The sequence below is a fragment of the Marichromatium sp. PS1 genome (assembly GCF_041155115.1).
Taxonomy (GTDB): domain Bacteria; phylum Pseudomonadota; class Gammaproteobacteria; order Chromatiales; family Chromatiaceae; genus Marichromatium; species Marichromatium gracile.
Genome location: NZ_BAAFHB010000005.1, coordinates 717,842 through 743,788, shown reverse-complemented (window position 1 = coordinate 743,788; position 25,947 = coordinate 717,842). Strand labels below are relative to the sequence as shown.

Here is a 25,947-nt window from a genome sequence, read left to right as displayed (position 1 = left end):
GTTCCGTGCAACTGGCGCTCACCCGCCGCCATCGACCGGAGCTGCCTCCAGCTCGACGGGCAGTCGACGGAAGGCCCCGCGCCGGTAGAGCCTCGGGGCCCGATCCTCGATCTGACCGAGGATCACGGTGAGGGAGGTGTCATGATCCTTGGCCGATGAGCGAGGCCACCGCGTCTATCCATGACGGTTCGAGACGATCCTCCCCGCAGCCGTCAGCTCCCCGACATCCCCGGGGTCGAGGTGCTGTGCGGGACCTTCCGTGACCATGCCTTTCCCCGTCACTGTCACGACGGGCTGATGATCGCGCTGATCGACGGCGGCGCGCAGCGGGTGGCGTCCGCGGGCGGTCGGCTGGTCGCCACCCCCGGGCAGATCGTCGCCATGCCGGCTGGGGTGGTCCATGCCGTCTCGGCGATCGACGCCGAGGGTTGGCGTTATCGCGTCCTGACCATTCCCGAGCGTCTGCTGCTGCAGGTGAGCGAGGGGCCGCCCGCGGGGTTCGCGTCCGCCCCCGTCATCAGTGACCGAGCGCTTGCAGCGGCCTTGGCCGCCACGCATGAGGCGCTGACCGATCGCGTGACCTCGCTGAGCTTCGAGACCCGGTTGCTCGATGTGCTCGCCCACTTCCTCGCGCGGCACGCGCGCCCGTGCCCCGCGATCGTGCGCAGCGGACGCGAGCCCGAGGCGGTGCGCCGCGCGCTGGAGTATCTCGGCGACTGTCCGGAGCGCGCAGTCTCGCTCACCGAGCTGGCCACGGCGGCGGGGCTCGATGCCTACCGCCTGGCCCGTGCCTTTACCCGTGAGCTGGGGTTGCCGCCCCATGCCTGGCACCTGCAGTACCGGCTGCGCGCGGCGCAGTCGCGACTCGCCCGGGGCGAGGCGGTCGCCGCCGTCGCGCTGGCGCTGGGGTTCGCCGACCAGGCCCATTTCACCCGCGCCTTCAAGCGGCTGACCGGGGTGACCCCGGGGCGCTATCGCTCCGACCACGGTCATCCGCGCACACGCCGCCGTCGCTAGGCTGCCAAGATCGTTCAAGACAGCGCCGTCGGCGCCTCCTAGCCTGCGTGCCTCTTGATGCGGTTAGGGGGATGGTGCTGTGCGAGGGATGAGGCCGACGGGTTCGGTCGAGATGGTCGGACTGGGGGCTGCGCTGGTGACCCCGGTGGCCTGGGGGCTGACCGGGGTCTTCGTGCGCTTGTTGCCCGATCTGCCGGCGACGGTGATCGTCGTCGCCAGGCTGGGCGTCGGGCTGCTCGTACTGGCGCCCTTCCTGCTGATCCATCGGCGCCAGGCCGTGCATGCACTGCGCCCGCCCTTGCCGCTGGCGATGGGGCTCTACTATGTGCTGGCCACCGAGGCCTTCGTGCGCGCGCCGGTCGTCGAGGTGACCCTGGTGATCGGCGCGGCGCCGGTGATCGCGGTGCTCCTGCAGTGGGTTGGTGGCGCGGCGCCGAGTGGACGCCAGCTCGGGTGTGTCGCGCTCGCGCTCGCCGGCCTGGCGCTCTATCTCGCCCCGGCGTTGGACGCGGGTAGCCTGGGTGTCGGTCACGGGCTTGCGTTCGGCTGCGCGCTGGTCGCGGCGCTCTACGCGATCGGGGTGCGCCGGCGCGCGCTCGCTGGGGGCTGTCCTCACCCGCTCGCGCTCACCGCGGTGGCCTGTCTCTGGGGGCTGGTCGTGAGTCTGCCCTGGCTCTGGGCCGCGGCCCCACGCTGGCCGGTTGCCGGGGAGTTGCCGGTGATCCTGGCGCTTGCCCTGGTCTCGACCGTGTTGCCGACCTTGTCCTATGGGATCGCCGCCGCTCGTCTGTCCCCGTTGATTAGCACGACCCTGGGACTGCTCACGCCCCTGGTCGCCGCCCTGGCCGCTGTCGCGGTGCTCGGTGAGTGGCCGCACCCGGCCTCGCTGCCGGGTGCGGTGATGACGCTCGCGGGTCTGTTCCTGCTGGTACGGACGCCGGCGCGGGGGTGAGGCGCTCTCAGTCGCGCGCGCGCTGTGCGGCCTCGAGGTCGGCGAGCAGCTCCAGCGGATCGACCACCATGCCGCTGCCGTCGGGGGCGGCGAACACCGAGACCAGACGGTCGTCGCGGTCCATGCCGGGCAGCCAGCGTTCCATGAAGGTGTCGAGCGCGAGCGCCTCGGGGCGGCAGTCGGCCCAGTCGTCGTCGGCCAGGGCGGCGGCCAGCTCCGGGGCCGGCCAGAAGGGGAAGCAGTCGGTGTCCTCCTCGTCGCTGAAGGCGACGAAGCCGTCCTCGGCGCACAGCGTCCACACCTGGCCGTGCTCCAGCACCTCGGTGACGAAGAGGGTGTAGCGCTCGGGGGCCGGCAGGTCGAACAGGGCGGCGAGTTCCTGGGTGGAGCGTGGTGCATTCATGGTGGGGCCCCCTTGCGGTCGGGTGGTTTGGGTTGCATCCCGCATTGTATGACAGCCGGGCGCGTCCCGGGGGCTCAGGGTGCGGGTGCGGTGCGCACGATCAGCAGGTGGTCGTCGAGAGCGGTCTCGACCGCGGTGACAGTCGATGCGGTGACGAGCGGGATGGCGAGCCGTTGCATCGATCGGGTCCGGATCACCAGGGGGCCATGGAGTCCATGACGCGGAAGGGCGCGCCCATGGCGCGGGTGTCGCTGGCCATGCCGCCGACGCCCTGGCGCATCAGCAGGGTGTCGTACTGGATGCGACCGATGGTGGCGTTCATCTGGGTCATGTCGCGACTCATCGCGGTGATGTCGGTGGACATGCCGTCGATGCTCAGGCGCATCCGTCCCATGTCCTCGCGCATCGCCTCGATGCTGGTGCGCATCGCGCCCATGTCCCCGGCCATCGTGGCCATGTAGCTCTCGCCCTGGGCCTTGAATTCGAAGGGGCGGGTGCGGGCGTCGTCGGTGGCATGGCCCATGTTGTACATGTAGTCCTCCATCCGGTTCATGTCGCGGGCCATCATGAACACCAGATAGAAGAGTACGGCACCGATGAGTAGCGCGAACAGGCCGAGCACCGCCGTGTACCACTTGGCACGGGTGTGACGCCGCTCCTCGATGTGGAGACGTTGTTCGAGCCCGTGGATGTCGGTGAGCTGGCGCTCGGGACCGCTCGCCGCGAGCAGGCGTTCGAGCTGTTCGCCGAGTCGGGCGCGCTGTACGGTGTCGTCCCTGAGCGCCTGGATCAGCGCCTCGATTCCGTGCTGGGCTGAATCGCCCTCGATCTGATCGGCCATCTGCGCCCTCGTCCTGAGTCTTGCCGGGGATGTCGATTATAGAGCCGTCGTCGACGAGACGGCGAGGGTGGTGCGTCCCTGCACCGATGGCTCAATGCTTGCGCGAGGTGAACTTCTTGAGCCGCTGGCGGCTCTTGATCTGGCGCGGGGTGAGCGGGTTGCGCTTGCCCTCGTAGGGGTTGCCGCCGCTCTTGAACTCCAGGCGCAGCGGGGTGCCGAGCAGGTCGAGCTCACGGCGGAAACGGTTGATCAGATAGCGCTTGTAGCTCGCCGGGGTCTCATCGGTCTGGTTGCCGTGGATCACCACCACCGGCGGATTGCGCCCGCCCTGGTGGGCATAGCGCAGCTTGATGCGCCGGCCGCGCACCAGCGGCGGCTGGTGCTCCTGTACCGCCGCCTCGAGCAGCCGGGTCAGCTCCGGGGTGGAGAGGTTGCGGGTGGCGTTGGCATAGGCCAGGTCGACGTCGTCGAGCAGCAGCCCGACGCCGCTGCCGTGCAGCGCCGAGATGCGGTGCAGCTTGGCGAAGTCGAGGAAACCGAGCTTGCGGGTGAACTGCGCCTTGACCTGTTCGCGCGCCTCGGCGTCGAGTCCGTCCCACTTGTTGATCGCCACCACCACGGCGCGGCCGCTGTCGATGACATGGCCGGCGAGGGTGGCGTCCTGCTCGCCGATGCCGGCATGGGCGTCGATCACCAGGACCACCACGTTGGCCGCCTCGATCGCCTGCAGCGTCTTGATCACGCTGAATTTCTCGATCGCCTCCTTGACCTTGGCGCGACGGCGCAGACCGGCGGTGTCGATCAGGGTGTAGCGCTGGCCATCACGCTCGAAGGGGATGAAGACGCTGTCGCGGGTGGTGCCGGGGCTGTCGAAGGCGACCACGCGCTCCTCGCCGACCAGACGGTTGATCAGCGTCGACTTGCCGGCATTGGGGCGACCGACGATCGCCACCTTGACGCCACGCTCGTCGTCGTCCTCGGGCGTTTCCTCCTCGGCGGCCTCGGGGAGCTGGGCGAAGACGTGCTCGATTAGCGGCCGGATCGCCATCCCCTGGGTGGCCGAGACCGCACGCGGTTCGCCCAGCCCGAGGGCGTGGAACTCGGCGGTGGCGAGCAGCGGGTCGAAGGTGTCGCTCTTGTTGACCACCAGGGTCATCGGCTTGCCGATACGGCGCAGCCGCTCGGCGATGGCGATGTCCTCCGGGGTGCAGCCGTCGCGCGCGTCGACCACGAACAGCAGGTGATCGGCCTCCTCGATGGCCAGTTGCACCTGACGCTCCATCAGCGTCTCGACGCCCTCGGTGGCGGTGGCGATACCGCCGGTGTCGACGATCACATAAGGGCCGGGGCCGATCCGCCCGACCCCGTACTGGCGATCGCGGGTGAGCCCGGGGAAGTCGGCGACCAGCGCGTCGCGGGTGCGCGTGAACCGGTTGAACAGGGTCGACTTGCCGACATTGGGACGACCGACCAGGGTGATGACGGGGAGCATGGTATTCAGGGACTCGCGTTATCGGCTTGCTCGGGCGCGCGTTGCGCCGTCCGCGCCGGGATGGCGCCGACGCTGAGGGCGCTCAGCGTCCCGTCGTCGGCATAGACATAGAGCCGCCCGGCGGCGGCCAGCGGCGGTGCGGTGATCGGCGCCTTCTTGGTGACGCGGGTGCGCCCGAGCAGCTGACCGTCGGCGGCGTCGAGCAGGTGGACATAGCCCTCCAGGTCGCCGACCGCGACCACCTGGCCGAGCAGCGCCGGCGCGGTGAGCCGACGATAGCGCAGCGCCTCCTGCACCCAGCGCCCGGCGCCGCTGAGCGGGTCGGCGCCCCACACCTGATCGCGCGAGTCGGTGACGAACAGCGCCTCCGGGGTGGCGGCGAGACCGGCATGGGCGGAGAGCTCGCGGCGCCACAGCACGGTACCGGTGACGGCATCGACCGCAGCCAGGTCGCCGTTGTAGGTGCCGACGAACACCGTGGTGCCGACCAGCACCGGATCGGCGTCGATGTCGGCGATGCGCGAGAGCTCGGAGCGCCCGCTCGGTCGGGTGATGGTGACCTCCCACAGCGGCGTGCCGTCGGCGACGTCGAACTTGATCAGCTTGCCGCCGGAGAGCCCGACGATGACCCCGTCCGGGGCCACCGCCGGGGTGCTGCTGCCGCGCAGGGTGAGCACCGGGGCGGGGTAGGTGAGGTGCCAGCGCTGCTCGCCGGTGGCCGCCTCGATGCCGTAGAGACTGTCGTCGAGGGTGTGGACGACGATGGTCTCGGCATCGGCGAAGCGCGGCACCGAGAGCACCTCGCTGCCGAGCCGGGTCCGCCACAGCTCGCTGCCGTCGGCGGTGGAGAAGAGCGCCAGCTCGCCGCCGGTGGTGCCGAGCACCAGACGCTCGCCGTGGACCTCGGGGCCGCCGCTGAAGGCCAGTTCGGTCTCCTGGCGCCACAGCACGCGGCCGCTGTCGGCGGCTACCGCGGCGAGGGTGCCGCGGGCGTCGGCGACATAGAGCCGACCGGCGGCGAGCGTCGGCACCAGATAGAGGCGACGCCCGTCGGTGCCGTCGGTGACGCGCGCCGACCACAGCGTGGTCGGGGTCAACGACTGGTCGAGCTCGGGCAACTCGCTCGGCGGTGTCGGATCCTCCTCGCTGCCGAGCCAGGGGATGAGACTGCAGCCGCCGAGCAGCGCACTCAAGAGCAGTGCGCCGGCGCCGGTGATCGCCGCTCTGGTGTGGATCGCCATAACTTCCTTCCGTGTGTCGTCTAGCCGGCCGAGGGCAGGTTATCGAGCTTGAGCTGGATGAGTTGCGAGAGTGCGGCGCCACCTTCGATGGCCGTCTCATAGGCCTCGCGGGCGGTGTCGAGGTCGCCGCGCGCGGCGGCCAGGTCACCGCGCACCGCGGCGAAGTCGGCGCTGAACTCGGGGCTGTCGTCATGGTCGGTGATGGTCGACTCGGCGGCGTCGAGCGCGCCCTCGGCGAGCTGGATGCGCGCCAGGCGCAACGCGGCGAGACGCGCCAGCGCCGCGTCCGGGGCGTCATCGATCACCCGCTCGAGTCGAGCGATGGCCGCCTCGGCCTCACCGGCCTGATAAAGCCCCTTGGCCGCGACCAGGGCGCCGAGCGCGGCATAGGGCGTGGCGCCGAAGTCGGCGTCGAGCTGTTCGGACTGCTTGGCCAGCACCGTGGCCGCATCGGCGTCCTCGGCGCTGTAGAGCATCTGCTCGAAGTGGGTCGAGGCCTGGGCGGCGAGGTCGGTGCGGTAGTCGCTCCAGTAGCGCCAGCCGAAGATGATGACCAGGCCGAGCGCAAGACCGGCGAACACGGCCACGCCGTTGTCACGCCACCACTTCTTGATGGCTTCGGCCTTTTCCTCGTCGGTTTGGTAACTCACAGGTCTGTCCTCTATGGGTGCGCGCGCGCTGTCGAGCGGCGCGGGTGGGTCTCGATGGGGTCAGGTCGGCGCGCCGGCGAGCAGCTCGGTCAGTGCGGTGAGGTCGAGTTCGCGCTGCTCGACCTGCTCGCGCAGCGCCTTGACGCCGACCACGCCGCGCTCGGCCTCGTCCTCGCCGAGGATCAGCGCGTAGCGCGCGCCGCTCTTGTCGGCGCGCTTGAACTGGCTCTTGAAGCTGCCGCCGCCGGCGTGCACCACCAGGCGCAGCTCGGGCAGGGCGTCGCGCAGTCGCTCGGCGAGCACCGGGGCCTCCTGTTGGGCGCGCTCGCCGAGCGCGACCAGATAGGCGTCGATGCCGGGATCATCCTGCGCGCCGCTCAGTTCGAGCAGCTCGACCAGACGCTCGATGCCCATGGCGAAGCCGACGGCGGTGGTCGGGCGACCGCCGAGCTGGGCGACCAGACCGTCGTAACGACCGCCGGCGCAGACCGTGCCCTGGGCGCCGAGTTCGTCGGTGATCCATTCGAACACGGTGCGATTGTAGTAGTCGAGTCCGCGCACCAGACGCGGGTTGAGCTGGTAGTCGACCCCGGCGCGCTCGAGTCCGGCGCGGATGTGATCGAGATGGGCGCGACTGGTCTCGCCGAGGTGATCGAGCAGCGAGGGCGCGTCGGCGACGACCTCGCGGGTCTGCGGATGCTTGGAGTCGAGCACCCGCAGCGGGTTGCTGTGCAGCCGCTTGCGGCTGTCCTCGTCGAGTTGGTCGATGCGCGCCTCGAGATAGGCGATCAGCTCGGCACGATAGGCCGCGCGCTCCTCGGCGTCGCCGAGCGAGTTGATCTCCAGGCGGAAGCCCTCGAGTCCGAGCGCGCGCCACAGTCGCGCGGTCATCAGCATCAGCTCGAGGTCGATGTCCGGTCCCTCGAGCCCGAAGACCTCGACGCCGATCTGGTGGAACTGGCGGTAGCGCCCGCGCTGCGGGCGCTCGTAGCGGAACATCGGGCCGCGATACCACAGCCGCTGCGGCTGCATCAGCAGGCCGTGCTCGATGGCCGCGCGCACGCAGCTCGCCGTCCCCTCGGGACGCAGGCTGAGACTGTCGTCGTTACGGTCGGGGAAGGTGTACATCTCCTTCTCGACGATGTCGGTGACCTCGCCGATGGAGCGCTTGAACAGGTCGGTGACCTCGACGACGGGGGTACGGATCTCGCTGTAGCCGTAGCCCTCGAGGACCCGCCGCGCGGTGTCCTCGAGACGGTGCCAGGTGGGGATGCGGTCCGGCAGGATGTCGTGCATCCCGCGGATGGCTTGGATCTTCTTGCTCATGCTGGGCGGATACTGATGGCCTGTGGGATCGCAGCGCGCCGGACTCAGTCGGGCTGACTGGGATCGAGGGTGAAGCGGGCGACGTTGCCTCGGGCGCGCTCGCTCAGATCGAGCGGTTCGCCGTCGATGGTGAGTCGCGCCATGGCGGTGTTGCCGATGATGAAGCGATAGGGCGGCTCGCCCTCGAGCACGCGTCGGTCGCCGGCACGCAGCTCGCCGGTGAGGATGATGCGACGGTTGACGTCACGCACCTCGACCCAGCAGTTGCCGGTGAACTCGAGCGCGACCTCGGGCGGCGTCGGTGCCGTTTCGACGCTCGTCGGCGCGGCCTCCGGACGATCCGCGTCGATCCCGGATGCGACAGTGGGCGCGGGCGCGGGCGCGGGCGCGGCGCCGGGCAGCGTCGAGATGGTGTCCGGTGTCGCTCCCGGCTCGGGCGCGGCGACGAGCGCCGACGTCTGCTGGGTGGGCGCCGGGGTCGGACGTGGCGCCGGCTGCGGGGCCCGCGGCTCGGGCGTCGTCGGTGCCGGGGCGACAGGGGCGGGTGTGGCCTGGGACGGTGCCGGGTCGAGGCGCGGCTGCTCGCTGGGCGCGACGTCGTCTGCGAGCGGCGCCGGGGCGACCTCGGGGCGGCTCTGCCACCACAGCACCAGCATGGCGACAGCCGCAGCCATCAGCGCCAGGCTGATCAGGCGCATCAGCCAGCGCGAGGTGGTCTCGGCGAGGTTGCCGCGCGTCCGTGGCCCCGTCTGGGCGGCGGCCTGCTCCTGGGTCACCGTGCGTGCCGACTCGATCAATGGTGTCGGGTCGATGCCGAGCAGTCTGGCGTAGTTGCGCAGATAACCGATCGCGAAGACCGGCCCGGGCAGCGCATCGTAACGATCCTGTTCGAGCGCCTCGATGATCTCCGGGCGCAGGTGCAGTTGCGAGGCCACGCGTGCGATCTCGAGGCCGCGCGTCTCGCGCTGCTGACGCAGGCGCTGACCGGGGTGCATGATGATGTCTGGCGTGCTCGGCGCCTCAGGACTCGGTGATCTGGTCTCGCTCATCCAACTGGACTCCCTGGGATTCTCTGGATGCCGCCGCGTCCGGGAAGCGCTCGCGCAGTGCCCGCTGGTAGAAGTTGGCGCGCTCGCGATCGCCGAGCTGGCGCTCGATGCTGGCGCCGAGCTGCAGGGCCTCGCGCGTGCTGGTCGCGGTGCGCAGGGTCTCTGCTCCGAAATAGCGGTCGATGTCCCCCTTTGCCGCCTTGATCTCGCCACGGGCATAGGCCATCGCCGCGCGCTTGACCAAGGCCGGGCCGAACTTCGGATTCGCCGCGACGGCGGAGCGATAATACGCCTCCGCCTGGCTCGCGTCGCCCTTCTTGCGGGCACAGTCGCCGGCATTGGTCATGGTCACCCAGGGGGTGGCATAGAGCGGATTGTCGAGTGCCTCGAGGAACTGGGCCTCGGCCTCCGCATAGCGCTGTTCACGGCACAGATAGGAGCCGTAGGCGTGGAGCACGTCGGGGTTCTTCGGCGCCAGCTGCACGGCGCGCTCGTAGTGCTCGGTGGCCAGTGCGTCCTTGCCCAGCTGCTCGTAGAGAAAGGCCATCCAGACATGCGCGCGGGCGTAGCGACGATCGGCCTCGAGGGCCTGGAGCGCACGGCGGAAGGCGACCTCGATCTGGCCCCGGGCATAGTACTGCTCGGCCATCCGCACGTAGATCTCGGCGGGGCTGTCGTCGGGTTCGAGACCGAGCGCGTCACCGCCCTCGGGGCGCTTCTCGGCGCCACCGCAGCCAGCCAGCAGGGTCAGGCACAGCAGCACGGCCAACGCGAGCGGGCGAGGCCAGCGAGGGGTCATGGCGCTCCTGTTCGGTCCTGTTCGAGTTGTACCCGGGCCTGGCGACGGGTGCGATCCTGCACCCGGCCGACGAGCTGGCCGCAGGCTGCGGCGATCTCCTCGCCCCGGGTCTTGCGGGTGATCGCGATCAGCCCCGAGCGCAGCAGTCGCTGGCGGAAGGCCTCGACCTGCTCGGGCGGACTGGTGGTGTAATCGACCCCGGGGAAGGGGTTGAAGGGGATCAGGTTGATCTTCGACGGCGTGCCCTCGAGCAGACGGATGAGCTGCTTGGCGTGGGCGATGCTGTCGTTGAGCCCGGCGATCATGATGTATTCCCAGGTCACCTTGCGGCGCTTGTCGTCGGCGACATAGCGGCGGCAGGCCGGGATCAGCTCGGCGAGCGGGTACTTGCGGTTGATCGGCACCAGCTCATCGCGCAAGGCGTCGTTGGGGGCGTGCAGCGAGACGGCCAGGGAGACGTTGCTGACCTCGCGCAGGCGCTCGAGCGCGGGGACGATGCCGACCGTGCTCACCGTCACCCGCTGCTTGGCGAGCATATAGGCGAGGTCGTCCTGCATCATCGCCATCGCCTTGACCACCGGGTCGAAGTTGGCGAGCGGCTCGCCCATGCCCATCATCACCACATTGGTCGGGGCGGTCTCGAGCTGGCGGGTGGCGTGCCACACCTGGGCGATGATCTCGCCGACCGTGAGGTTGCGATTGAAGCCCTGCTTGGCGGTGGCGCAGAAGCGGCAGTCGAGCGCGCAGCCGACCTGCGAGGAGACGCAGATGGTGCTGCGGCGGCCCTCGGGGATGAATACGGTCTCGATGTGTTGGCCGTCGGCCAACTCCATCACCCATTTCTTCGTCCCGTCGGCGGAGGGGTGTTCGTGGACGATCCGCGGCAGGCGGATCTCGGTGCGCTCGCGCAGCTGTTCGCGCAGCGCGAGCGGCAGATCCGTCATGGCGTCGAAGTCGACGACGCCATGCTTGTGGATCCACTTGAACAGGTTGCGGCCATGGAACGCCTTGCGGCCGAACTCGACGGCGAGCGCCTCGCAGTCGGCGCGGTCGAGATCGAGCAGGTTGGTCTTGGGTTCGCTGGCGTTCATGGCCGTCACCGGATCAGGATCAGCGGGTGCGCTCGCAGACGCCCTCGGGGAAGAAGAAGGCGATCTCCTCGGCGGCGGTCTCGGGGGCATCGGAGCCGTGGGCCGCGTTCTCGGTGAAGGAGTCGGCGAAGTCGGCGCGGATGGTGCCCGGGGCGGCCTCGGCCGGGTTGGTGGCACCCATGATCTCGCGGTTCTTGGCGATGGCGCCCTCGCCCTCGAGGACCTGGACCATGACCGGGCCGGAGGTCATGAAGTCGACCAGCTCGCCGAAGAAGGGACGCTCCTGGTGCACGGCGTAGAAGGCCGAGGCCTGCTCGCGGCTCAGGTGCATCATGCGCGCGGCGACGATGCGCAGGCCGGCGGCCTCGAAACGCCCGAGGATGGCGCCGATGGCGTCCTTGGCGACGGCGTTGGGCTTGATGATGGAGAGGGTGCGTTCGATGGCCATGCGGGCTCCTGAAGAACTCTTAAAGGATGATGTTAGGACACACGGGCTTCCCTGGCTCCGGCAACCACCAATACGCCGTCGTCGCCGATCGCGAGACGCCGAGCCAGGGCCGGAGAACCTGAGAAGATCAAAAGAAGTCGGTGAGCAGGCAAGTCTAACGTCAGCGGCTGTACCGGGCAATGCCGATGCGCGCTTGTCAGGATAGTCGCGCGCTGGTTAGGCTCCTCGCATTCCACTCGAATCGAGCCGGGCCGGGGATCGGCCAGGGAGGAGACGCGCATGGCCCTGTACGATGTCTTCAACGGCGACGCGGACGGACTCTGCGCGCTCCTGCAACTGCACCTGGCCGAGCCGCGCGAGAGCGTGCTGGTGACCGGGGTCAAGCGCGACATCGCGCTGCTCGATCGCGTCGAGGCCGGCGCCGGTGACGAGGTGCGGGTACTCGACCTCTCGCTCGACAAGAACCGCGCCGCGCTCGAGCGGCTGCTCGCCGCCGGCGTGCGGGTGCGCTACTTCGACCACCACTTCCCCGGCGAGATCCCCGACCATCCGGGCCTCGAAGCCCATATCGACACCGCACCCGATCGCGGCACCAGTCTGCTGGTCGACGCCGCGCTCGACGGCGCCCATCGCGCCTGGGCGGTGGTCGGTACCTTCGGCGACAACTTCGACGCCGCCGCGCGCCAGGCCGCCGCGCCGCTGGGGTTCGACGCGCCGACGCTCGAACGGCTGCGCGAACTCGGCATCTATCTCAATTACAACGGCTATGGTGCCCGTGTCGCCGACCTCCACGTCGATCCGGCGCAGCTCTTCGAGCGCCTGCGCCCCTATGCCGATCCGCGCGCGTTCATCGCCGCCGACCCGGTCTTCGCCCAGCTCCGCGATGGCTACGCCGACGACATGGCGCACGCCGAGGCACTGCGCCCCGAGGTCGACGAGACGGCGGGCCAGGTGTTCGTGCTGCCCGATGCGCCCTGGGCGCGGCGGGTCAGCGGGGTGTTCGCCAACGCCCGGGCCCAGGCCGCCCCGGAGCGCGCCCATGCGCTGCTCACCCGCCTGCCCGAGGGCGGTTTCCTGGTCAGCGTGCGCGCCCCGCTGGCGCGTCCCGACGGCGCCGACGCGCTGTGCCGCCAGTTCCCGAGCGGTGGCGGACGCAAGGCCGCCGCCGGCATCAACCACCTCGCCGAGGACGACTATCCACGCTTCGTCGAGGCATTCCTCTCGACCTTCTGCGGGTGATCTGGATCCAGTCCGTGACTTGAGCGAGGCCCTGGATAAATTCATTTGATGGGGATAAATTCAAGGTCTCCATGAAGCCCGCCAGCGGGTGGGCCCTACGCGATTGCTCCGGCGCTAAGCGGTATCGGAGCAGCGCAGCACCCGTGTGGGTTGCACAGGACGTGACTTGAGATGCAGGCCCCCAAGGATTGTGATTGCTTCGCCCATTCCACGGATTCGGGCCGTGCCGCCGACTGGCAGCCGCTCGCCGAGCACTTGCACAATGTCGCGCGCCTGGCCGCTGCTCGCGCCGCCCCCTTCGGTTGCGAGACGCTCGCCGAGACCGCCGGGCTGCTCCACGATCTCGGCAAGTACACCGACGATTTCCAGCGCCGCCTGGCGGGCGAGGCGGTGCGGGTCGATCACGCCACCCGGGGCGCGCAGCTCGCGCTGGAGCGCTATCCGGGGCTCGGCCAGCTGCTCGCCTATGCCATCGCCGGGCACCACGGTGGACTCGCCAACGGCGCCGAGTCCGGTGAGCGCACCGCGCTGCGAGAGCGGTTGGCGCGGGACGGGCTGCCGCCGCTGCTCGATGTCTGGCGGCAGGAGATCGCGCTACCCGAGGCACTGGAGCGACCGCCGCTCATCGTGCACAGCCGCGAGCGCGGCATGTTCCAGCTTTCCTTCCTGGTGCGGATGCTGTTCTCGTGTCTGGTCGATGCCGACTATCTCGATACCGAGGCATTCTACGATCGGGTCGAGCGTCTGCCGAACGTCCGTCGCGAGACCTTGCGCGCGGCGCCCTCGCCGTCGCTGGCGGCGCTGTGCGATCGGCTCGACGCGCATCTCCAGGGGTTTGCTGCGTCGCGCCCCGTCGATCGGCTGCGCGGCGACATCCTCGATCATGTCCGGGGCCAGGCCACGTTGCCGCCCGGGCTGTTCTCGCTCACCGTCCCCACCGGGGGCGGCAAGACCCTGACCTCGCTCGCCTTCGCGCTCGATCACGCGCTGGTGCACGGGCTGCGGCGGGTGATCTGCGTCATCCCCTTTACCAGCATCGTCGAGCAGACCGCCGCGAGCTTTCGTGCCGCCCTCGGCGAGCTGGGCGAAACGGCGGTGCTGGAGCATCACAGCGCCTTCGTGCCCTCGGTCGCGGACGAGGGCGCGAAGGCGAGCGACAAGCTGCGCCTGGCGATGGAGAACTGGGATGCCCCGATCGTCGTCACCACCGCCGTGCAGTTCTTCGAGAGCCTGTTCGCGGCGCGCCCCTCGCAGTGCCGCAAGCTCCACAACGTCGCCGGCAGCGTGGTGATCCTCGACGAGGCCCAGACCCTGCCGCTGAAACTGCTGCGCCCCACCGTTGCCGCCATCGACGAGCTGGCGCGCAACTACGGCTGCACCCTGGTGCTGTGCACCGCCACCCAGCCGGCGCTGAACGCCCCAGCGTTTCGCGGTGGGCTGGATGAGGTGCGCGAACTCGCGCCCGACCCGCCGGCGCTCTACCGCCGGCTCGAACGGGTACGGATCGGCCATCTCGGCGAGGTCGATGACGCCGCCCTGATCGCGCGTCTGCAAGGACATGAGCAGGTGCTCTGCATCGTCAACAACCGCCGCCATGCCCGCGCGCTCTATCAGGCGATCGCCGAGCAGCCGGGCGCCTGCCACCTCTCCACCCTGATGTGCGCGCGCCACCGCAGCGCGGTGCTCGCCGAGGTGCGCGCGCGGCTGGATCGGGGCGCGCCCTGCCGGCTGGTGGCGACCTCGCTGATCGAGGCCGGGGTGGATGTCTCCTTCCCGGTGGTCTATCGCGCCGAGGCCGGGCTCGACTCGATCGCCCAGGCTGCCGGGCGCTGCAACCGTCATGGCGAGGACCGGGCCGAGGACAGCCCGGTGTGGGTGTTCGCGCCCGCCGGTGAGGACTGGGCGCCGCCGCCCGAGCTGAAGCAGTTCGCTCAGGCCGGGCGCGAGGTGCTGCGTCGGCACGGTGAGGCACCGCTCGCCCCGGCGGCGATCGACGCCTATTTCCAGCTCCTCTACTGGCAGCAGGGCGACGAGGCCCTGGACCGGCACGACCTGCTCGGGTTGCTGCGCTGCAGCCGTCCCGACGGGCTACCGCTGGAGACGCTGGCGTCGCGCTATCGCTTGATCGAGACCACCCAGGTGGCGGTCATCGTGCCCTATGACGAGGCGGCGCGCGGTGCACTCGCGGCGCTGGAACACGTGCCTCGCTGTGGCGGCGTGGCGCGGCGGCTACAGCCCTATCTGGTGCAGGTGCCGGGGCGTGCCCTGGCCGAGTTGCGTGCTGCCGGCGCGGTGCAGCCGGTGGCCGAGACCCGTTGGGGTGAACAGTTCCTGGCGCTCATGAACCCGGACCTCTACAGCCCCGACTTCGGGCTGTGGTGGGAGGAGCCGACCTTCGTGAGCACGGCCAACACGATCATCTGAGAGGAGAACAGCCGTATGAGCTTCGGCGTCCGATTGCACGTCTGGGGGGAGCGCGCCTGCTTCACCCGCCCGGAGATGAAGGTCGAGCGGGTGAGCTACGACATCATCACGCCCTCGGCGGCGCGCGGCATCCTCGAGGCGATCCACTGGAAGCCGGCCATCCGCTGGCACGTCGAACGCATCCAGGTGCTCCGCCCGATCCGTTTCGAGTCGATCCGGCGCAACGAGGTCGGGGGCAAGCTCTCCGCGGCGACGGTGCGCAAGGCGATCAAGGCGGGGACCACCGCCGGCGTGGCGAAGTGGGTCGAGGAGGACCGTCAGCAGCGCGCCGCGACCGTGCTGCGCGATGTCGGCTACGTGATCGAGGCCCACTTCTCGCTGACCGAGCGCGCCGGTGACGAGGACAACGTGGGCAAGCACCTCGACATCTTCAACCGGCGTGCGCGGCGCGGGCAGTGCTTCCACATGCCCTGTCTCGGGGTGCGCGAGTTCCCGGCCAGCTTCCGCCTGCTGGAGGACGACGAGCCGTCCCCCGCGGTCGCCGAGGCGCTCGCCGGTGAACGCGACCTTGGCTGGATGCTCCATGACATCGACTTCGCCAACGGCATGACGCCGCGCTTCTTCCGCGCTCGCATGATCGATGGCCGGGTCGATGTCCCGGCCTGGGACGACACGGAGGTCCGGGCATGATCCTGCAAGCGCTCCATCGTCATTACCAGCACCTGCTGGAACGCGACACCGAGGGCGTCGCCGCGCTCGGCTACAGCCAGGAGAAGGTGAGCTACGCCATCGTGCTCGACCCGACGGGCGCGGTCGTCGCCGTCGATGACATCCGCGACACCAGCGGTAAGAAGCCCCGGCCTCGGTTGTTGGAGGTGCCGCAGCCGGTCAAGCGGACCGCTGGCATTAAGCCCAATGTCCTGTGGGACAAGACCAGTTACGTGCTGGGGGTGAGCGCCTCCAGCAAGCGCGCGGTACAGGAGCACGCCGCCTTCGTGGCGCTGCACGAGTCCGCCCTGGCCGGGACCGAGGACCCCGGCCTGCTGGCGCTGTTGCGCTTCCTGGGGGCCTGGACGCCGGAGCGGTTCGTTCCCCCCATGTTCAGCGACGAGGTGCTCGATACCAACCTGGTCTTTCGCCTCGACGGCGAGCGGCGCTATCTGCACCAGCGCGAGGCGGCGCGTCAGGTGCGTGCCGACTTGCTGGTTGAGGCCGGGGACGACGGTGAGCACGTCACCTGTCTGGTGACCGGGGTGCCGCAGCCGATGGCGCGTCTGCACCCGCCGATCAAGGGGGTGCGTGGGGCGCAGAGTTCGGGGGCGGCGATCGTCTCCTTCAACCTCGATGCCTTTACCTCCTACGGCAAGGAGCAGGGTGGCAACGCCCCGGTCTCCCAGGCGGCGGCCTTCGGCTACACCACGGCACTCAACCACCTGCTGCGCCCGGGCGAGCACAACCATCAGCGTCTGCTGATCGGCGACACCACCGTGGTGTTCTGGGCCGAGACCGCCGCTGGTGCGCCGGCGCCCGAGGCCGAACTGTTGTTCGACCTGTTGCTCGATCCGCCGAGCGGTGACGCATCGCCCGACGAGGCGCAGGAGACACAGCGGGTGCGCGAGGTGCTGGAGGACGTGCGCCGGGGACGCCCCCTGGTCGGGCGTGATCCCGGACTGGCGCCGGACACGCGGATGTTCGTGCTGGGACTCGCGCCCAACGCCTCGCGGTTGTCGGTGCGCTTCTGGCAGGTCGACACCCTGGATGTACTGACCCGGCGTCTCGCCCAACATGCCGAGGACCTGCGGCTCGAACCCGTGCCCTGGCGCACCGCGCCCGGGGTGCGGCGGCTGGTGCTGGCGACGGTGCCGCATCGCGACGGCGCCATGCCGAAGATGGACGACGCTTTCGACAACCTGGTCGGTGAGCTGCTGCGCGCCATCCTCGGCGGTGGCCGCTATCCGCGTAGCCTACTGGCCAACACCATCATGCGCATTCGCGCCGACGGTCATCTCAGCGGGCTGCGCGTGGCCATCTGTAAGGCCGTGCTGACGCGCGAGCAGCGGCTCGGTAACCCACCGCGCCCGGCAGCGGCGCGCGGCTCGATACACACGTCCGAGGAGGAGATCCCCGTGAGTCTTGACACCCGATCGACCCAGCCCGGCTATCTGCTCGGGCGGCTGTTCGCGCTGCTGGAGCACATCCAGCGCGGCGCGCTCGGCACGCAGGTCAACGCTACCATCCGCGATCGCTATTACGGTGCGGCCTCGGCCACGCCGGCCTCGATCTTCCCGGTGTTGCTGCGCAACACCCAGAACCATCTCGCCAAGCTGCGCAAGGAGCGCACAGGGTTGGCGGTGACGCTGGAGCAACAGCTCGGCGCGATCGTCGACGGGTTGCCGGAGCGCTTCCCGCGCAGCCTGCGCATCGAGGACCAGGGGCGCTTCGCCATCGGTTACTACCACCAGACCCAGGCGTTCTATACCAAGCGCGCCGCCACCGACACCGCCGCCGACGAGACCCAGCCAGAAGGAACCGACGCATGACCGCCATCGCCCACCGTTACGAATTCGTCTATCTGTTCGACGTCACCAACGGCAACCCCAACGGTGACCCGGACGCGGGCAATTTGCCCCGACTCGACCCCGAGACCAACTGCGGTCTGGTCACCGACGTCTGTCTCAAGCGCAAGATCCGCAACTTCGTCGGCCTCGCCAAGGAGGCCGAGCCGGGGTACGAGATCTACATGCAGGAGAAGGCGGTGCTCAATCAGCAGCACCAACGCGGCTACGCGGCGATCGAGGTCGAGCCGGTCTCCAAGAAGCTGCCGAAGGACAAGGCGCAGGCGCAGGAGCTGACTGCCTGGATGTGCCGCAATTTCTTCGACGTGCGCACCTTCGGCGCGGTGATGACCACCGAGGTCAATGCCGGTCAGGTGCGCGGGCCGGTGCAGCTCGGCTTCGCCAGCTCGATCGAGCCGGTGTTGCCGCTGGAGGTCTCGATTACCCGCATGGCCGTGACCAACGACCGCGACGTCGACAAGGAGCGAACGATGGGGCGCAAGCACATCCTGCCCTATGGTCTGTATCGCGCCCACGGCTTCGTCTCGGCCAAGCTCGCCGAGCGCACCGGGTTTTCCGCCGCCGACCTGGAGCTGCTGTGGCAGTCGCTCATCAACATGTTCGAGCACGATCGCTCGGCCGCGCGCGGCGAGATGGCCGCGCGTAAGCTGATCGTCTTCGAGCACGAGAGTGCGCTCGGTAATGCTCCGGCACACCAGTTGTTCGATGCCGTGGAGGTCTGCCGCGCCCCCGGCGAGGAAGACCGACCCGCGCGCAGCTTCAAGGACTATCGTGTCGACATCGCGCATGCCGCCATCCCGCAGGGCGTGCGGGTGATCGAGAAGCTCTGACCCCGAGGAGGAGGGCCGGGACATGGACGACACCGACTTCATCCCGCTCTCGGCCCTCCAGCACTATCTCTACTGCCCGCGCCAGTGCGCGCTGATCCATCTCGAACGGCTCTGGGAGGAGAACGCCCATACCGCCCAGGGTCGCCTGCTCCACGATCGCGCCGACCGGCCCGGCGCCGAGCTGCGCCACGGCGTGCGGACCCTGACCGCGTTGCCGCTGGCCCAGGCCGAGCTGGGGATCGGCGGTGTCGCTGATGTCGTCGAGATGCACGCTCGGCCGGATGGGCCGTGCCCCTATCCGGTGGAGTACAAGCGCGGGCGACCGAAGTCGCACCGCGCCGACGAGGTGCAGCTCTGCGCCCAGGCGCTCTGCCTGGAGGCGATGTTCGGGCGGACCGTGCCCGAGGGCGCGCTCTACTATGGCCGGGCCAGGCGCCGCAAGGTGGTGTGTCTCGATCCCGCACTGCGCCAACTGACGCTGGAGACCATCCAAGCGGTGCGCGCCATGTTCACCGCCGGATGCACGCCTACCGCACGCTATCTGGCGTCGCGCTGCGACGCCTGCTCATTGATCGAGCACTGTCAGCCCCGCTTGCTGGGGCGCACGGACGGTGTCGATGCCTGGTTGCGCGGCCAGCTCGACCGGGAGGACTGAGGGATGCGTCGTCTGCTCAATACGTTGTACGTGACCACCGAAGGGGCCTGGATCAGGAAGGATGGTGCCAATATAGTGGTCGAGGTCGAGGGGACCGAACGGGGGCGACTCCCCGTCCACATGCTCGAATCACTGGTGTGTCTCGGGCGAATGATGGTCTCGCCACAGTTGCTCGGCTATTGCGCCGAGCAGGGGATCTGCGTCTCTTTTCTGTCACCGAACGGACGCTTCCTGGCACGCATGGAGGGACCGGTCTCGGGCAACGTGCTGTTGCGGCGCGAGCAGTACCGGCGCAGCGATGAGTCCTCGCGCTGTGCCGCACTCGTCCGCAACCTGCTGACCGGCAAGGTGCACAACCAGCGCGCCGTGATCGGTCGGGCGCTGCGCGATCACGGCACAAGCCTCGCGCCAGAGGTGCGTGCCGCGCTGGAGCAGGTCCGCAAGGGGCTGCGACGCATCATCATCCGCCTTCGCGAAGAGGCGTCGCTGGAGGTGCTACGCGGGCTCGAAGGAGACGCGGCGCGCGCCTACTTTGGTGTCTACGGTCATCTGGTGCGGGTCGATCTGGGCGAACATGCCTTCAACGGTCGCAACCGTCGTCCGCCACGCGACCCCGTCAACGCGCTGCTGTCCTTCCTCTATACGCTGCTCACCCACGACTGTCGCTCTGCGCTGGAGACCGTCGGGCTCGATCCGGCGGTGGGGTTCCTGCACCGCGACCGACCCGGACGGCCCAGCCTCGCGCTCGATCTGGTCGAGGAGCTGCGTCCGGTCGTCGCCGACCGTCTGGCGCTGACCCTGCTCAATCGCAAGCAGCTCACCAGGCGCGACTTCATCTTCCTCGACAATGGTGCTGTGTTGCTCGAAGAGGGGGCGCGCAAGACGTTGCTGAGCGCCTATCAGGAGCGCAAGCGCGAGATGGTGCAGCATCTCTTCTTCGAAGAGCAGGCGCCGCTCGGCCTGTTCCCGCTGCTGCAGGCGCAACTGCTCGCTCGCCACCTGCGCGGCGATCTCGACGCCTATCCGCCCTGTCTGTGGAGGTGAATCCACCATGATGGTGTTGGTCAGCTACGACGTCAGTACACGTGAACCGGAAGGGCCGAAGCGGCTGCGGCAGGTGGCCAAGGCATGCCTCGATTATGGGCAGCGTGTTCAGTTCTCGGTCTTCGAGATCGAGGTCGAGCCGGGGCAGTGGGCCCTGCTCAAACAACGGCTGCTGGACCTGATCGACCCACAGCAGGACAGCCTGCGTTTCTACTACCTCGGCAAGCACTGGCAACGCCGTGTCGAACACATCGGTGCAAAGGAGACGCTCGACCTTCATGGCCCCTTGATCCTCTAGCGGGAAAAACGCGAACTACAAGTGACCGGAAAATCACCGGGAGGTTCGCAGGTTTTTATCTTTTTGATTTTTTTAGCCTTTTTGTCTTTGCTCGATCTCCGAACTTGGCTAATCGAAGATTTTTCGCCGGTTCGCGAAATTGACTGAAGTGTCTTTTGCATTTCAGCGGGTTACGATAATGGAGTCGCGCCCAATACGGGCGCGTGGATTGAAACCCAGTTCCAGATGTTGCGGTAGAAGGGTCCGAAGAGGTCGCGCCCAATACGGGCGCGTGGATTGAAACCAGCCAATGGTGATGTACGAGACCGAGCCACCTCGTCGCGCCCAATACGGGCGCGTGGATTGAAACACGTCAAGCAACACCGACCTGAATATGCTTGGCGAGTCGCGCCCAATACGGGCGCGTGGATTGAAACGTTCGGCGTCAAGTCAACGCTGGGCACATCCCGGCGTCGCGCCCAATACGGGCGCGTGGATTGAAACTCATCGATCGGTCCGGTGCCCTAGCCTCAACTCCGTCGCGCCCAATACGGGCGCGTGGATTGAAACTCGGCGAGCGCGAAGGGGGAGCCCTGCGTGCCGAGTCGCGCCCAATACGGGCGCGTGGATTGAAACATTCGATTGATTGCCTCCCAGTCCGGGAGCCATGTCGCGCCCAATACGGGCGCGTGGATTGAAACGCTGAGGTCGACGACGCTGGTAATCAGCGTCTCCTCGTCGCGCCCAATACGGGCGCGTGGATTGAAACATTTGCTTTCGCAGCCAATGGATAAACATCCGCAGTCGCGCCCAATACGGGCGCGTGGATTGAAACCGCTCGCCGGGAACCCGCAGCCCTCGCCCTGCAAGTCGCGCCCAATACGGGCGCGTGGATTGAAACTCTGCACCAGCCCCGGTAGTCGAGCATGTTGTCGGGTCGCGCCCAATACGGGCGCGTGGATTGAAACTATTCGGCACGCGCACCCTATGCCATCACCACACCGTCGCGCCCAATACGGGCGCGTGGATTGAAACATGCGGCGCTGGCGGCGGTGCTGGATGCGGGCGAGTCGCGCCCAATACGGGCGCGTGGATTGAAACATCGTCGAGACGGTGCCGCCCTCGTCGGCCTCGGGTCGCGCCCAATACGGGCGCGTGGATTGAAACCAGGCACGGACGCGCGCGGTGAGTGTGTCGACGTGTCGCGCCCAATACGGGCGCGTGGATTGAAACCCCCAGCCGGTTAGATCGTTGGTAGTGCCCTGACCGATAGGTTTCGATAAGATCAGAATCTCTTGCTTTAAGGATGAAGAAGATGTATCTGACATGTCCGCAGTGTCACTCCAACCATGTGACCAAAAATGGATTCAACCGGCTGAAAAAGCAGTTGTACAAGTGTCAAGATTGCGGTCGCCAGTTCGTTCTCCATCCTGCCAAGGGGCCGGTTTCTCAGGAAACCCGCGAACTGATCGATCGGTTGCTGCTGGAAAAAATCTCCCTGGCCGGAATTGCCCGTGCGGTGAAGGTCTCCGAGGCTTGGCTGCAGAACTACGTGAACGAGAAGTACAAGAAGGTTCCTCGTCAGGTCGCGCTAAAAAAAACACCACACCCTACGGAGTGATCCTGGAGTGCGACGAACTGTGGTCCTTTGTCGGAAAACGCCTGAACAAACAATGGATCTGGCTCGCCATGGATCGCCTGACCCGGCGTATCGTCGGGGTCCATGTTGGCGATCGTACGGAGCGCTCCGCACAGGCTCTGTGGGATTCCATCCCAGCGCAATATCAGACTTCCGCTCCCGTCTACACAGATTTCTGGAGCGCCTATGCGCGGATCATCCCGGCACACCGACATTATCCCAGTGCGAAGTCACAAGGGGAAACCAACCATATCGAACGGTTTAACGGTACACTCCGGCAGCGTATCTCCCGCTTGGTGAGAAAGTCGCTCGCATTCTCGAAAAACCAGGAAAACCATCTGGGTGCACTCTGGCACTTCATTCATCACTACAACGAAACGATGTGCGCTTGACTCACTGCGGGTGAGCCAAACACATTGAGCGATTCAAAATCCTATCGGTCAGGGCACTACCAGATCGTTAATGCCTCCCTGTTGGTCGCGCCCAATACGGGCGCGTGGATTGAAACCCCCCGGTACACGCCAACGAAACCGGGGACACCAGGTCGCGCCCAATACGGGCGCGTGGATTGAAACCCCCCGGTACACGCCAACGAAACCGGGGACACCAGCGTCGCGCCCAATACGGGCGCGTGGATTGAAACGAGGACTGGTATTCGGCGATGCGGTCGTACTCGGGTCGCGCCCAATACGGGCGCGTGGATTGAAACGGCACCAGTGGGGGTGACGATCACCCGCCCCGCGCGTCGCGCCCAATACGGGCGCGTGGATTGAAACGCCAACCTGCTGATGTGCGAGTTCGTCGACGACGGTCGCGCCCAATACGGGCGCGTGGATTGAAACTGGTGGTCTCGAAGGCGAGAGTCGAAACCCCGAAGTCGCGCCCAATACGGGCGCGTGGATTGAAACTTCCAGCCCCCCGATGCCCTCCCATCCAATATGGAGTCGCGCCCAATACGGGCGCGTGGATTGAAACAGCTACAGCCCGCAGGTCAAGTCGAACCTCGTCATGTCGCGCCCAATACGGGCGCGTGGATTGAAACGAGAGCGTAGGGGTCGTGGGGGTCGATGCTGCCGTGTCGCGCCCAATACGGGCGCGTGGATTGAAACACTGAGGTCGACGACATCGGTGATCAGCGCCGCCTGTCGCGCCCAATACGGGCGCGTGGATTGAAACAATGATGCGAGTGATCCCTATAATAACCGGCAATGTCGCGCCCAATACGGGCGCGTGGATTGAAACAGCGTGGGTTGAGGTGGGCTCGGCACTGCTCGCCGAGTCGCGCCCAATACGGGCGCGTGGATTGAAACGCTAAAATCGCTCGCTGCCCCGGCGCAGTGGCGGGTCGCGCCCAATACGGGCGCGTGGATTGAAACTACACGGAATCCGGGGCGGCGACACTTGCGCCCCGGTCGCGCCCAATACGGGCGCGTGGATTGAAACCCCAGCCCACGGGGAAACTGGCGGCGCAGATCGGGTCGCGCCCAATACGGGCGCGTGGATTGAAACATTGGCTAATGCCGATGGCGATGCCGATGCAGCCGGTCGCGCCCAATACGGGCGCGTGGATTGAAACAGGTTCCCCTACTTGGTTAGCTCAGGGGGATGGAGGTCGCGCCCAATACGGGCGCGTGGATTGAAACGCGCCCCACTCCCTATGCTGGGCTACCCCTGCGAGTCGCGCCCAATACGGGCGCGTGGATTGAAACCCTAGTCTTGGGGAAGCGTCTGGCGCGCGAACTCGTGTCGCGCCCAATACGGGCGCGTGGATTGAAACTGCGACAAATATCCCGTGACCTACACAAGTGAAGGTCGCGCCCAATACGGGCGCGTGGATTGAAACCGCCCGGTGTCGCCAAGGTCAAGGTACGTGCTCATGTCGCGCCCAATACGGGCGCGTGGATTGAAACGGCGGGCTGTGGGATAGCATTACCGCCAGCGCCGAGTCGCGCCCAATACGGGCGCGTGGATTGAAACCAGGCCAGCCCTTCGATTGCTGCGTTCAGGTCAGGTCGCGCCCAATACGGGCGCGTGGATTGAAACCCGGGCTGGTGGCTGATCCCCATCGATGTCACCGACGTCGCGCCCAATACGGGCGCGTGGATTGAAACATAGCCATATTTAGTCGGCGCGTAGCGCCATCAGCGTCGCGCCCAATACGGGCGCGTGGATTGAAACTTCGCCCTCCACGAACTGCGCCGCGCCGGGCTGATGTCGCGCCCAATACGGGCGCGTGGATTGAAGCCGGGCGGTCAGTGTGGTTGATGTGTTGAGTGCGTGGGGCGCCTTAAACGGACGGCGCGAAACATGCCTATATGCCGAAAATCAGTAGGCGCTGCTGTTGGTTCGCAGTGCTCGCGGTGTTCGCGATGGACTGTGTGTTCCGCACCGCACAGCTAGTTGGTTTGGCGATCTGTCTCGTGCTCGTCTGCGACATGCCGTCTGGATCCCTGCGGTGTCGGCGGAGTACCATCGGTCGCGCCCTTGCCGGAGCGGCGCGCGCGAGCGTGTCGGGACTGGGACTGCTCCGGGGTCTCTCCGTCGCGGCTGCGGCGGTCGCGCGTGACTCGCGGGGACCGGCTGCGGCTGGCGGGAGTGCCGCGATCCATCCTGAAGCCACCACCCCGACAAGCAGAGACCACATGCCTACGATCGGAACCCCTTTCTCCCCCAACGCGACCAAGGTCCTGCTTTGCGGGGCCGGCGAACTCGGCAAGGAGGTCGTCATCGAGTTCAAGCGACTCGGCCTCGAAGTCATCGCCTGCGACCGCTATGCCAATGCGCCCGCCATGCAGGTGGCCGATCGCGCCTACAGCTTCTCGATGCTCGACGGGGCCGAGCTGCGCCGGGTCATCGAGCTGGAGCGTCCCGACTATATCGTCCCCGAGATCGAGGCGATCGCCACCGACACCCTGCTCGAGCTGGAGGCCGAGGGCTTCAACGTCGTCCCGACGGCGCGGGCGACCCGGCTGACGATGAACCGCGAGGGCATCCGCCGGCTGGTCGCCGAGGAGCTGGGGCTGCCGACCTCGCCCTATCGCTTCGCCGACACCCGCGAGGCGTTCGAGCAGGCGGTTGCCGAGATCGGGCTGCCCTGCGTGGTCAAGCCGATCATGAGCTCTTCGGGCAAGGGGCAGAGCCTGGTGCGCGAGGCCGCCGAGCTCGATCGCGCCTGGGAGTACGCCCAGGCCGGTGGGCGCGCCGGGGGCGGGCGGGTGATCGTCGAGGGCTTCGTCGCCTTTGATTACGAGATCACCCTGCTGACCGTGCGTCACCGCGACGGCACCGCCTTCTGCGCGCCGATCGGGCATCGCCAGGAGGATGGCGACTATCGCGAGTCCTGGCAGCCGCACCCGATGACGCCGACGGCGCTGGCGCGGGCCGAGGAGATCGCCGCGCGGGTGACCGCGGCGCTCGGTGGGCGCGGGATCTTCGGGGTCGAGTTGTTCGTGCGCGGCGATGAGGTGATCTTCAGCGAGGTCTCGCCGCGTCCCCACGACACCGGCATGGTCACCCTGATCTCGCAGGACCTCTCCGAGTTCGCGCTCCACGCCCGCGCCATCCTCGGGCTGCCGATCCCCGAGATCCGCCAGCACGGTCCGGCGGCCTCGGCGGTGATCCTGGTCGAGGGTGAGTCGCCCCGGCCCCGCTTCACCCATCTGGCCGAGGCCCTCGCCGAGCCGGGCACGGATCTGCGCCTGTTCGGTAAGCCCGAGGTGCGGGGGCGGCGTCGCATGGGCGTGGCGCTGGCGCGTGGCACCGATGTCGAGGACGCCAAGGCGCGCGCGTTGCGCGCCGCCGCACGGGTGCGTGTCGAGCTCGACTAGGGGCGCGCGGGCGGATGTCCTCTGCGGGGAGCGACCGGCGCGGGCGGGCCGCGACGGTTGAGCGGTCTGCGGCGCGGCCCGTTGGTCGCTCGCCCGTCTCGACCGCCTGCCGGTGCGGCGCGAGCGG

At 68.0% G+C, this 25,947-nt stretch carries 22 protein-coding genes and 2 CRISPR repeat arrays; of the genes, 12 read left to right on the top strand and 10 right to left on the bottom strand.

Going from position 1 to position 25,947, the window contains the following annotated elements; genetic code table 11:
• Positions 1–180 precede the first annotated feature (180 nt).
• Positions 181–1,017: a helix-turn-helix domain-containing protein gene (locus tag ACAM26_RS15550; RefSeq protein WP_369614048.1), complete on the top strand. Its 837-nt coding sequence runs from the start codon at positions 181–183 to the stop codon at positions 1,015–1,017.
• 88 nt (positions 1,018–1,105) lie between these two features.
• Positions 1,106–1,969 (top strand): DMT family transporter, encoded by an 864-nt coding sequence (locus ACAM26_RS15545; RefSeq protein ID WP_369614047.1) that lies wholly within the window; start codon positions 1,106–1,108, stop codon positions 1,967–1,969.
• Positions 1,970–1,976: 7 nt separating this feature from the next.
• On the opposite strand, the gene ACAM26_RS15540 is transcribed toward ACAM26_RS15545, so the two are convergent.
• From ACAM26_RS15540 to ndk, 10 genes are all read right to left on the bottom strand, one after another.
• Positions 1,977–2,372 (bottom strand): DUF2750 domain-containing protein, encoded by a 396-nt coding sequence (locus ACAM26_RS15540; protein ID WP_123140847.1) that lies wholly within the window; start codon positions 2,370–2,372, stop codon positions 1,977–1,979.
• Positions 2,373–2,565: 193 nt separating this feature from the next.
• Entirely contained in the window at positions 2,566–3,213 is a 648-nt protein-coding gene (locus ACAM26_RS15535) for a hypothetical protein (RefSeq protein ID WP_369614046.1), read from the bottom strand.
• A 91-nt stretch (positions 3,214–3,304) separates the two neighbouring features.
• Complete coding sequence (gene der, locus ACAM26_RS15530) at positions 3,305–4,705, bottom strand: ribosome biogenesis GTPase Der (RefSeq protein WP_123140849.1); 1,401 nt, start codon at positions 4,703–4,705, stop codon at positions 3,305–3,307.
• A 5-nt stretch (positions 4,706–4,710) separates the two neighbouring features.
• On the bottom strand, positions 4,711–5,946 hold the full coding sequence (gene bamB, locus ACAM26_RS15525; protein ID WP_123143009.1) for an outer membrane protein assembly factor BamB: 1,236 nt from the start codon (positions 5,944–5,946) through the stop codon (positions 4,711–4,713).
• 20 nt (positions 5,947–5,966) lie between these two features.
• The gene (locus tag ACAM26_RS15520) at positions 5,967–6,596 is read right to left on the bottom strand and encodes a tetratricopeptide repeat protein (RefSeq protein ID WP_123140851.1); all 630 of its coding nucleotides are present in this window, start codon (positions 6,594–6,596) and stop codon (positions 5,967–5,969) included.
• Positions 6,597–6,656: 60 nt separating this feature from the next.
• Entirely contained in the window at positions 6,657–7,922 is a 1,266-nt protein-coding gene (gene hisS, locus ACAM26_RS15515; protein ID WP_369614045.1) for a histidine--tRNA ligase, read from the bottom strand.
• Positions 7,923–7,966: 44 nt separating this feature from the next.
• Positions 7,967–8,971: a helix-turn-helix domain-containing protein gene (locus tag ACAM26_RS15510; RefSeq protein ID WP_369614044.1), complete on the bottom strand. Its 1,005-nt coding sequence runs from the start codon at positions 8,969–8,971 to the stop codon at positions 7,967–7,969.
• The gene (pilW, locus tag ACAM26_RS15505) at positions 8,943–9,770 is read right to left on the bottom strand and encodes a type IV pilus biogenesis/stability protein PilW (protein WP_123140854.1); all 828 of its coding nucleotides are present in this window, start codon (positions 9,768–9,770) and stop codon (positions 8,943–8,945) included. The genes ACAM26_RS15510 and pilW overlap by 29 nt, the downstream gene beginning before the upstream one ends.
• A complete protein-coding gene (gene rlmN, locus ACAM26_RS15500) occupies positions 9,767–10,861 on the bottom strand; it encodes a 23S rRNA (adenine(2503)-C(2))-methyltransferase RlmN (RefSeq protein ID WP_123140855.1) in 1,095 nt (364 codons plus the stop codon). Before rlmN ends, pilW begins: the two co-directional genes overlap by 4 nt.
• Before the next feature lie 19 nt (positions 10,862–10,880).
• Entirely contained in the window at positions 10,881–11,309 is a 429-nt protein-coding gene (gene ndk, locus ACAM26_RS15495) for a nucleoside-diphosphate kinase (RefSeq protein ID WP_005221611.1), read from the bottom strand.
• Between the two features lie 279 nt (positions 11,310–11,588).
• Between ndk and ACAM26_RS15490 the strand changes: the two genes are divergently transcribed.
• The 10 genes from ACAM26_RS15490 (at position 11,589) to purT (ending at position 25,820) form a co-directional block, all read left to right on the top strand.
• Positions 11,589–12,548 (top strand): acetyltransferase, encoded by a 960-nt coding sequence (locus tag ACAM26_RS15490; protein WP_369614043.1) that lies wholly within the window; start codon positions 11,589–11,591, stop codon positions 12,546–12,548.
• 171 nt (positions 12,549–12,719) lie between these two features.
• Positions 12,720–14,972, top strand: a complete 2,253-nt coding sequence (locus ACAM26_RS15485; RefSeq protein ID WP_369614042.1) for a CRISPR-associated endonuclease Cas3'' — start codon at positions 12,720–12,722, stop codon at positions 14,970–14,972.
• 15 nt (positions 14,973–14,987) lie between these two features.
• The gene (gene cas5c / locus ACAM26_RS15480) at positions 14,988–15,662 is read left to right on the top strand and encodes a type I-C CRISPR-associated protein Cas5c (RefSeq protein ID WP_132228790.1); all 675 of its coding nucleotides are present in this window, start codon (positions 14,988–14,990) and stop codon (positions 15,660–15,662) included.
• Positions 15,659–17,512 (top strand): type I-C CRISPR-associated protein Cas8c/Csd1, encoded by a 1,854-nt coding sequence (cas8c, locus tag ACAM26_RS15475; RefSeq protein ID WP_132228792.1) that lies wholly within the window; start codon positions 15,659–15,661, stop codon positions 17,510–17,512. Before cas5c ends, cas8c begins: the two co-directional genes overlap by 4 nt.
• Positions 17,509–18,378: a type I-C CRISPR-associated protein Cas7/Csd2 gene (gene cas7c / locus ACAM26_RS15470; protein ID WP_369614041.1), complete on the top strand. Its 870-nt coding sequence runs from the start codon at positions 17,509–17,511 to the stop codon at positions 18,376–18,378. Before cas8c ends, cas7c begins: the two co-directional genes overlap by 4 nt.
• Before the next feature lie 22 nt (positions 18,379–18,400).
• Positions 18,401–19,033 carry a CRISPR-associated protein Cas4 gene (gene cas4 / locus ACAM26_RS15465; RefSeq protein WP_132228796.1) on the top strand — a complete coding sequence of 211 codons (633 nt, stop codon included), beginning with the start codon at positions 18,401–18,403 and terminating at the stop codon, positions 19,031–19,033.
• 3 nt (positions 19,034–19,036) lie between these two features.
• Complete coding sequence (cas1c, locus tag ACAM26_RS15460; protein ID WP_132228798.1) at positions 19,037–20,077, top strand: type I-C CRISPR-associated endonuclease Cas1c; 1,041 nt, start codon at positions 19,037–19,039, stop codon at positions 20,075–20,077.
• A gap of 7 nt (positions 20,078–20,084) precedes the next feature.
• Positions 20,085–20,375 (top strand): CRISPR-associated endonuclease Cas2, encoded by a 291-nt coding sequence (gene cas2, locus ACAM26_RS15455; RefSeq protein ID WP_132228800.1) that lies wholly within the window; start codon positions 20,085–20,087, stop codon positions 20,373–20,375.
• Between the two features lie 183 nt (positions 20,376–20,558).
• Positions 20,559–21,587: a CRISPR direct-repeat array (repeat unit 32 nt; unit sequence GTCGCGCCCAATACGGGCGCGTGGATTGAAAC).
• A gap of 88 nt (positions 21,588–21,675) precedes the next feature.
• Positions 21,676–22,385 (top strand): IS1 family transposase gene (locus tag ACAM26_RS15450; RefSeq protein WP_369613789.1). Its coding sequence is split into 2 segments (ribosomal slippage): positions 21,676–21,954 and positions 21,957–22,385, totalling 708 coding nucleotides; the frame shifts between segments, so codons are not numbered across the junction.
• 84 nt (positions 22,386–22,469) lie between these two features.
• Positions 22,470–24,238: direct repeats of the CRISPR family, unit length 32 nt; unit sequence GTCGCGCCCAATACGGGCGCGTGGATTGAAAC.
• Positions 24,239–24,635: 397 nt separating this feature from the next.
• Positions 24,636–25,820 carry a formate-dependent phosphoribosylglycinamide formyltransferase gene (purT, locus tag ACAM26_RS15445; protein WP_123140857.1) on the top strand — a complete coding sequence of 395 codons (1,185 nt, stop codon included), beginning with the start codon at positions 24,636–24,638 and terminating at the stop codon, positions 25,818–25,820.
• Positions 25,821–25,947: the final 127 nt, after the last annotated feature.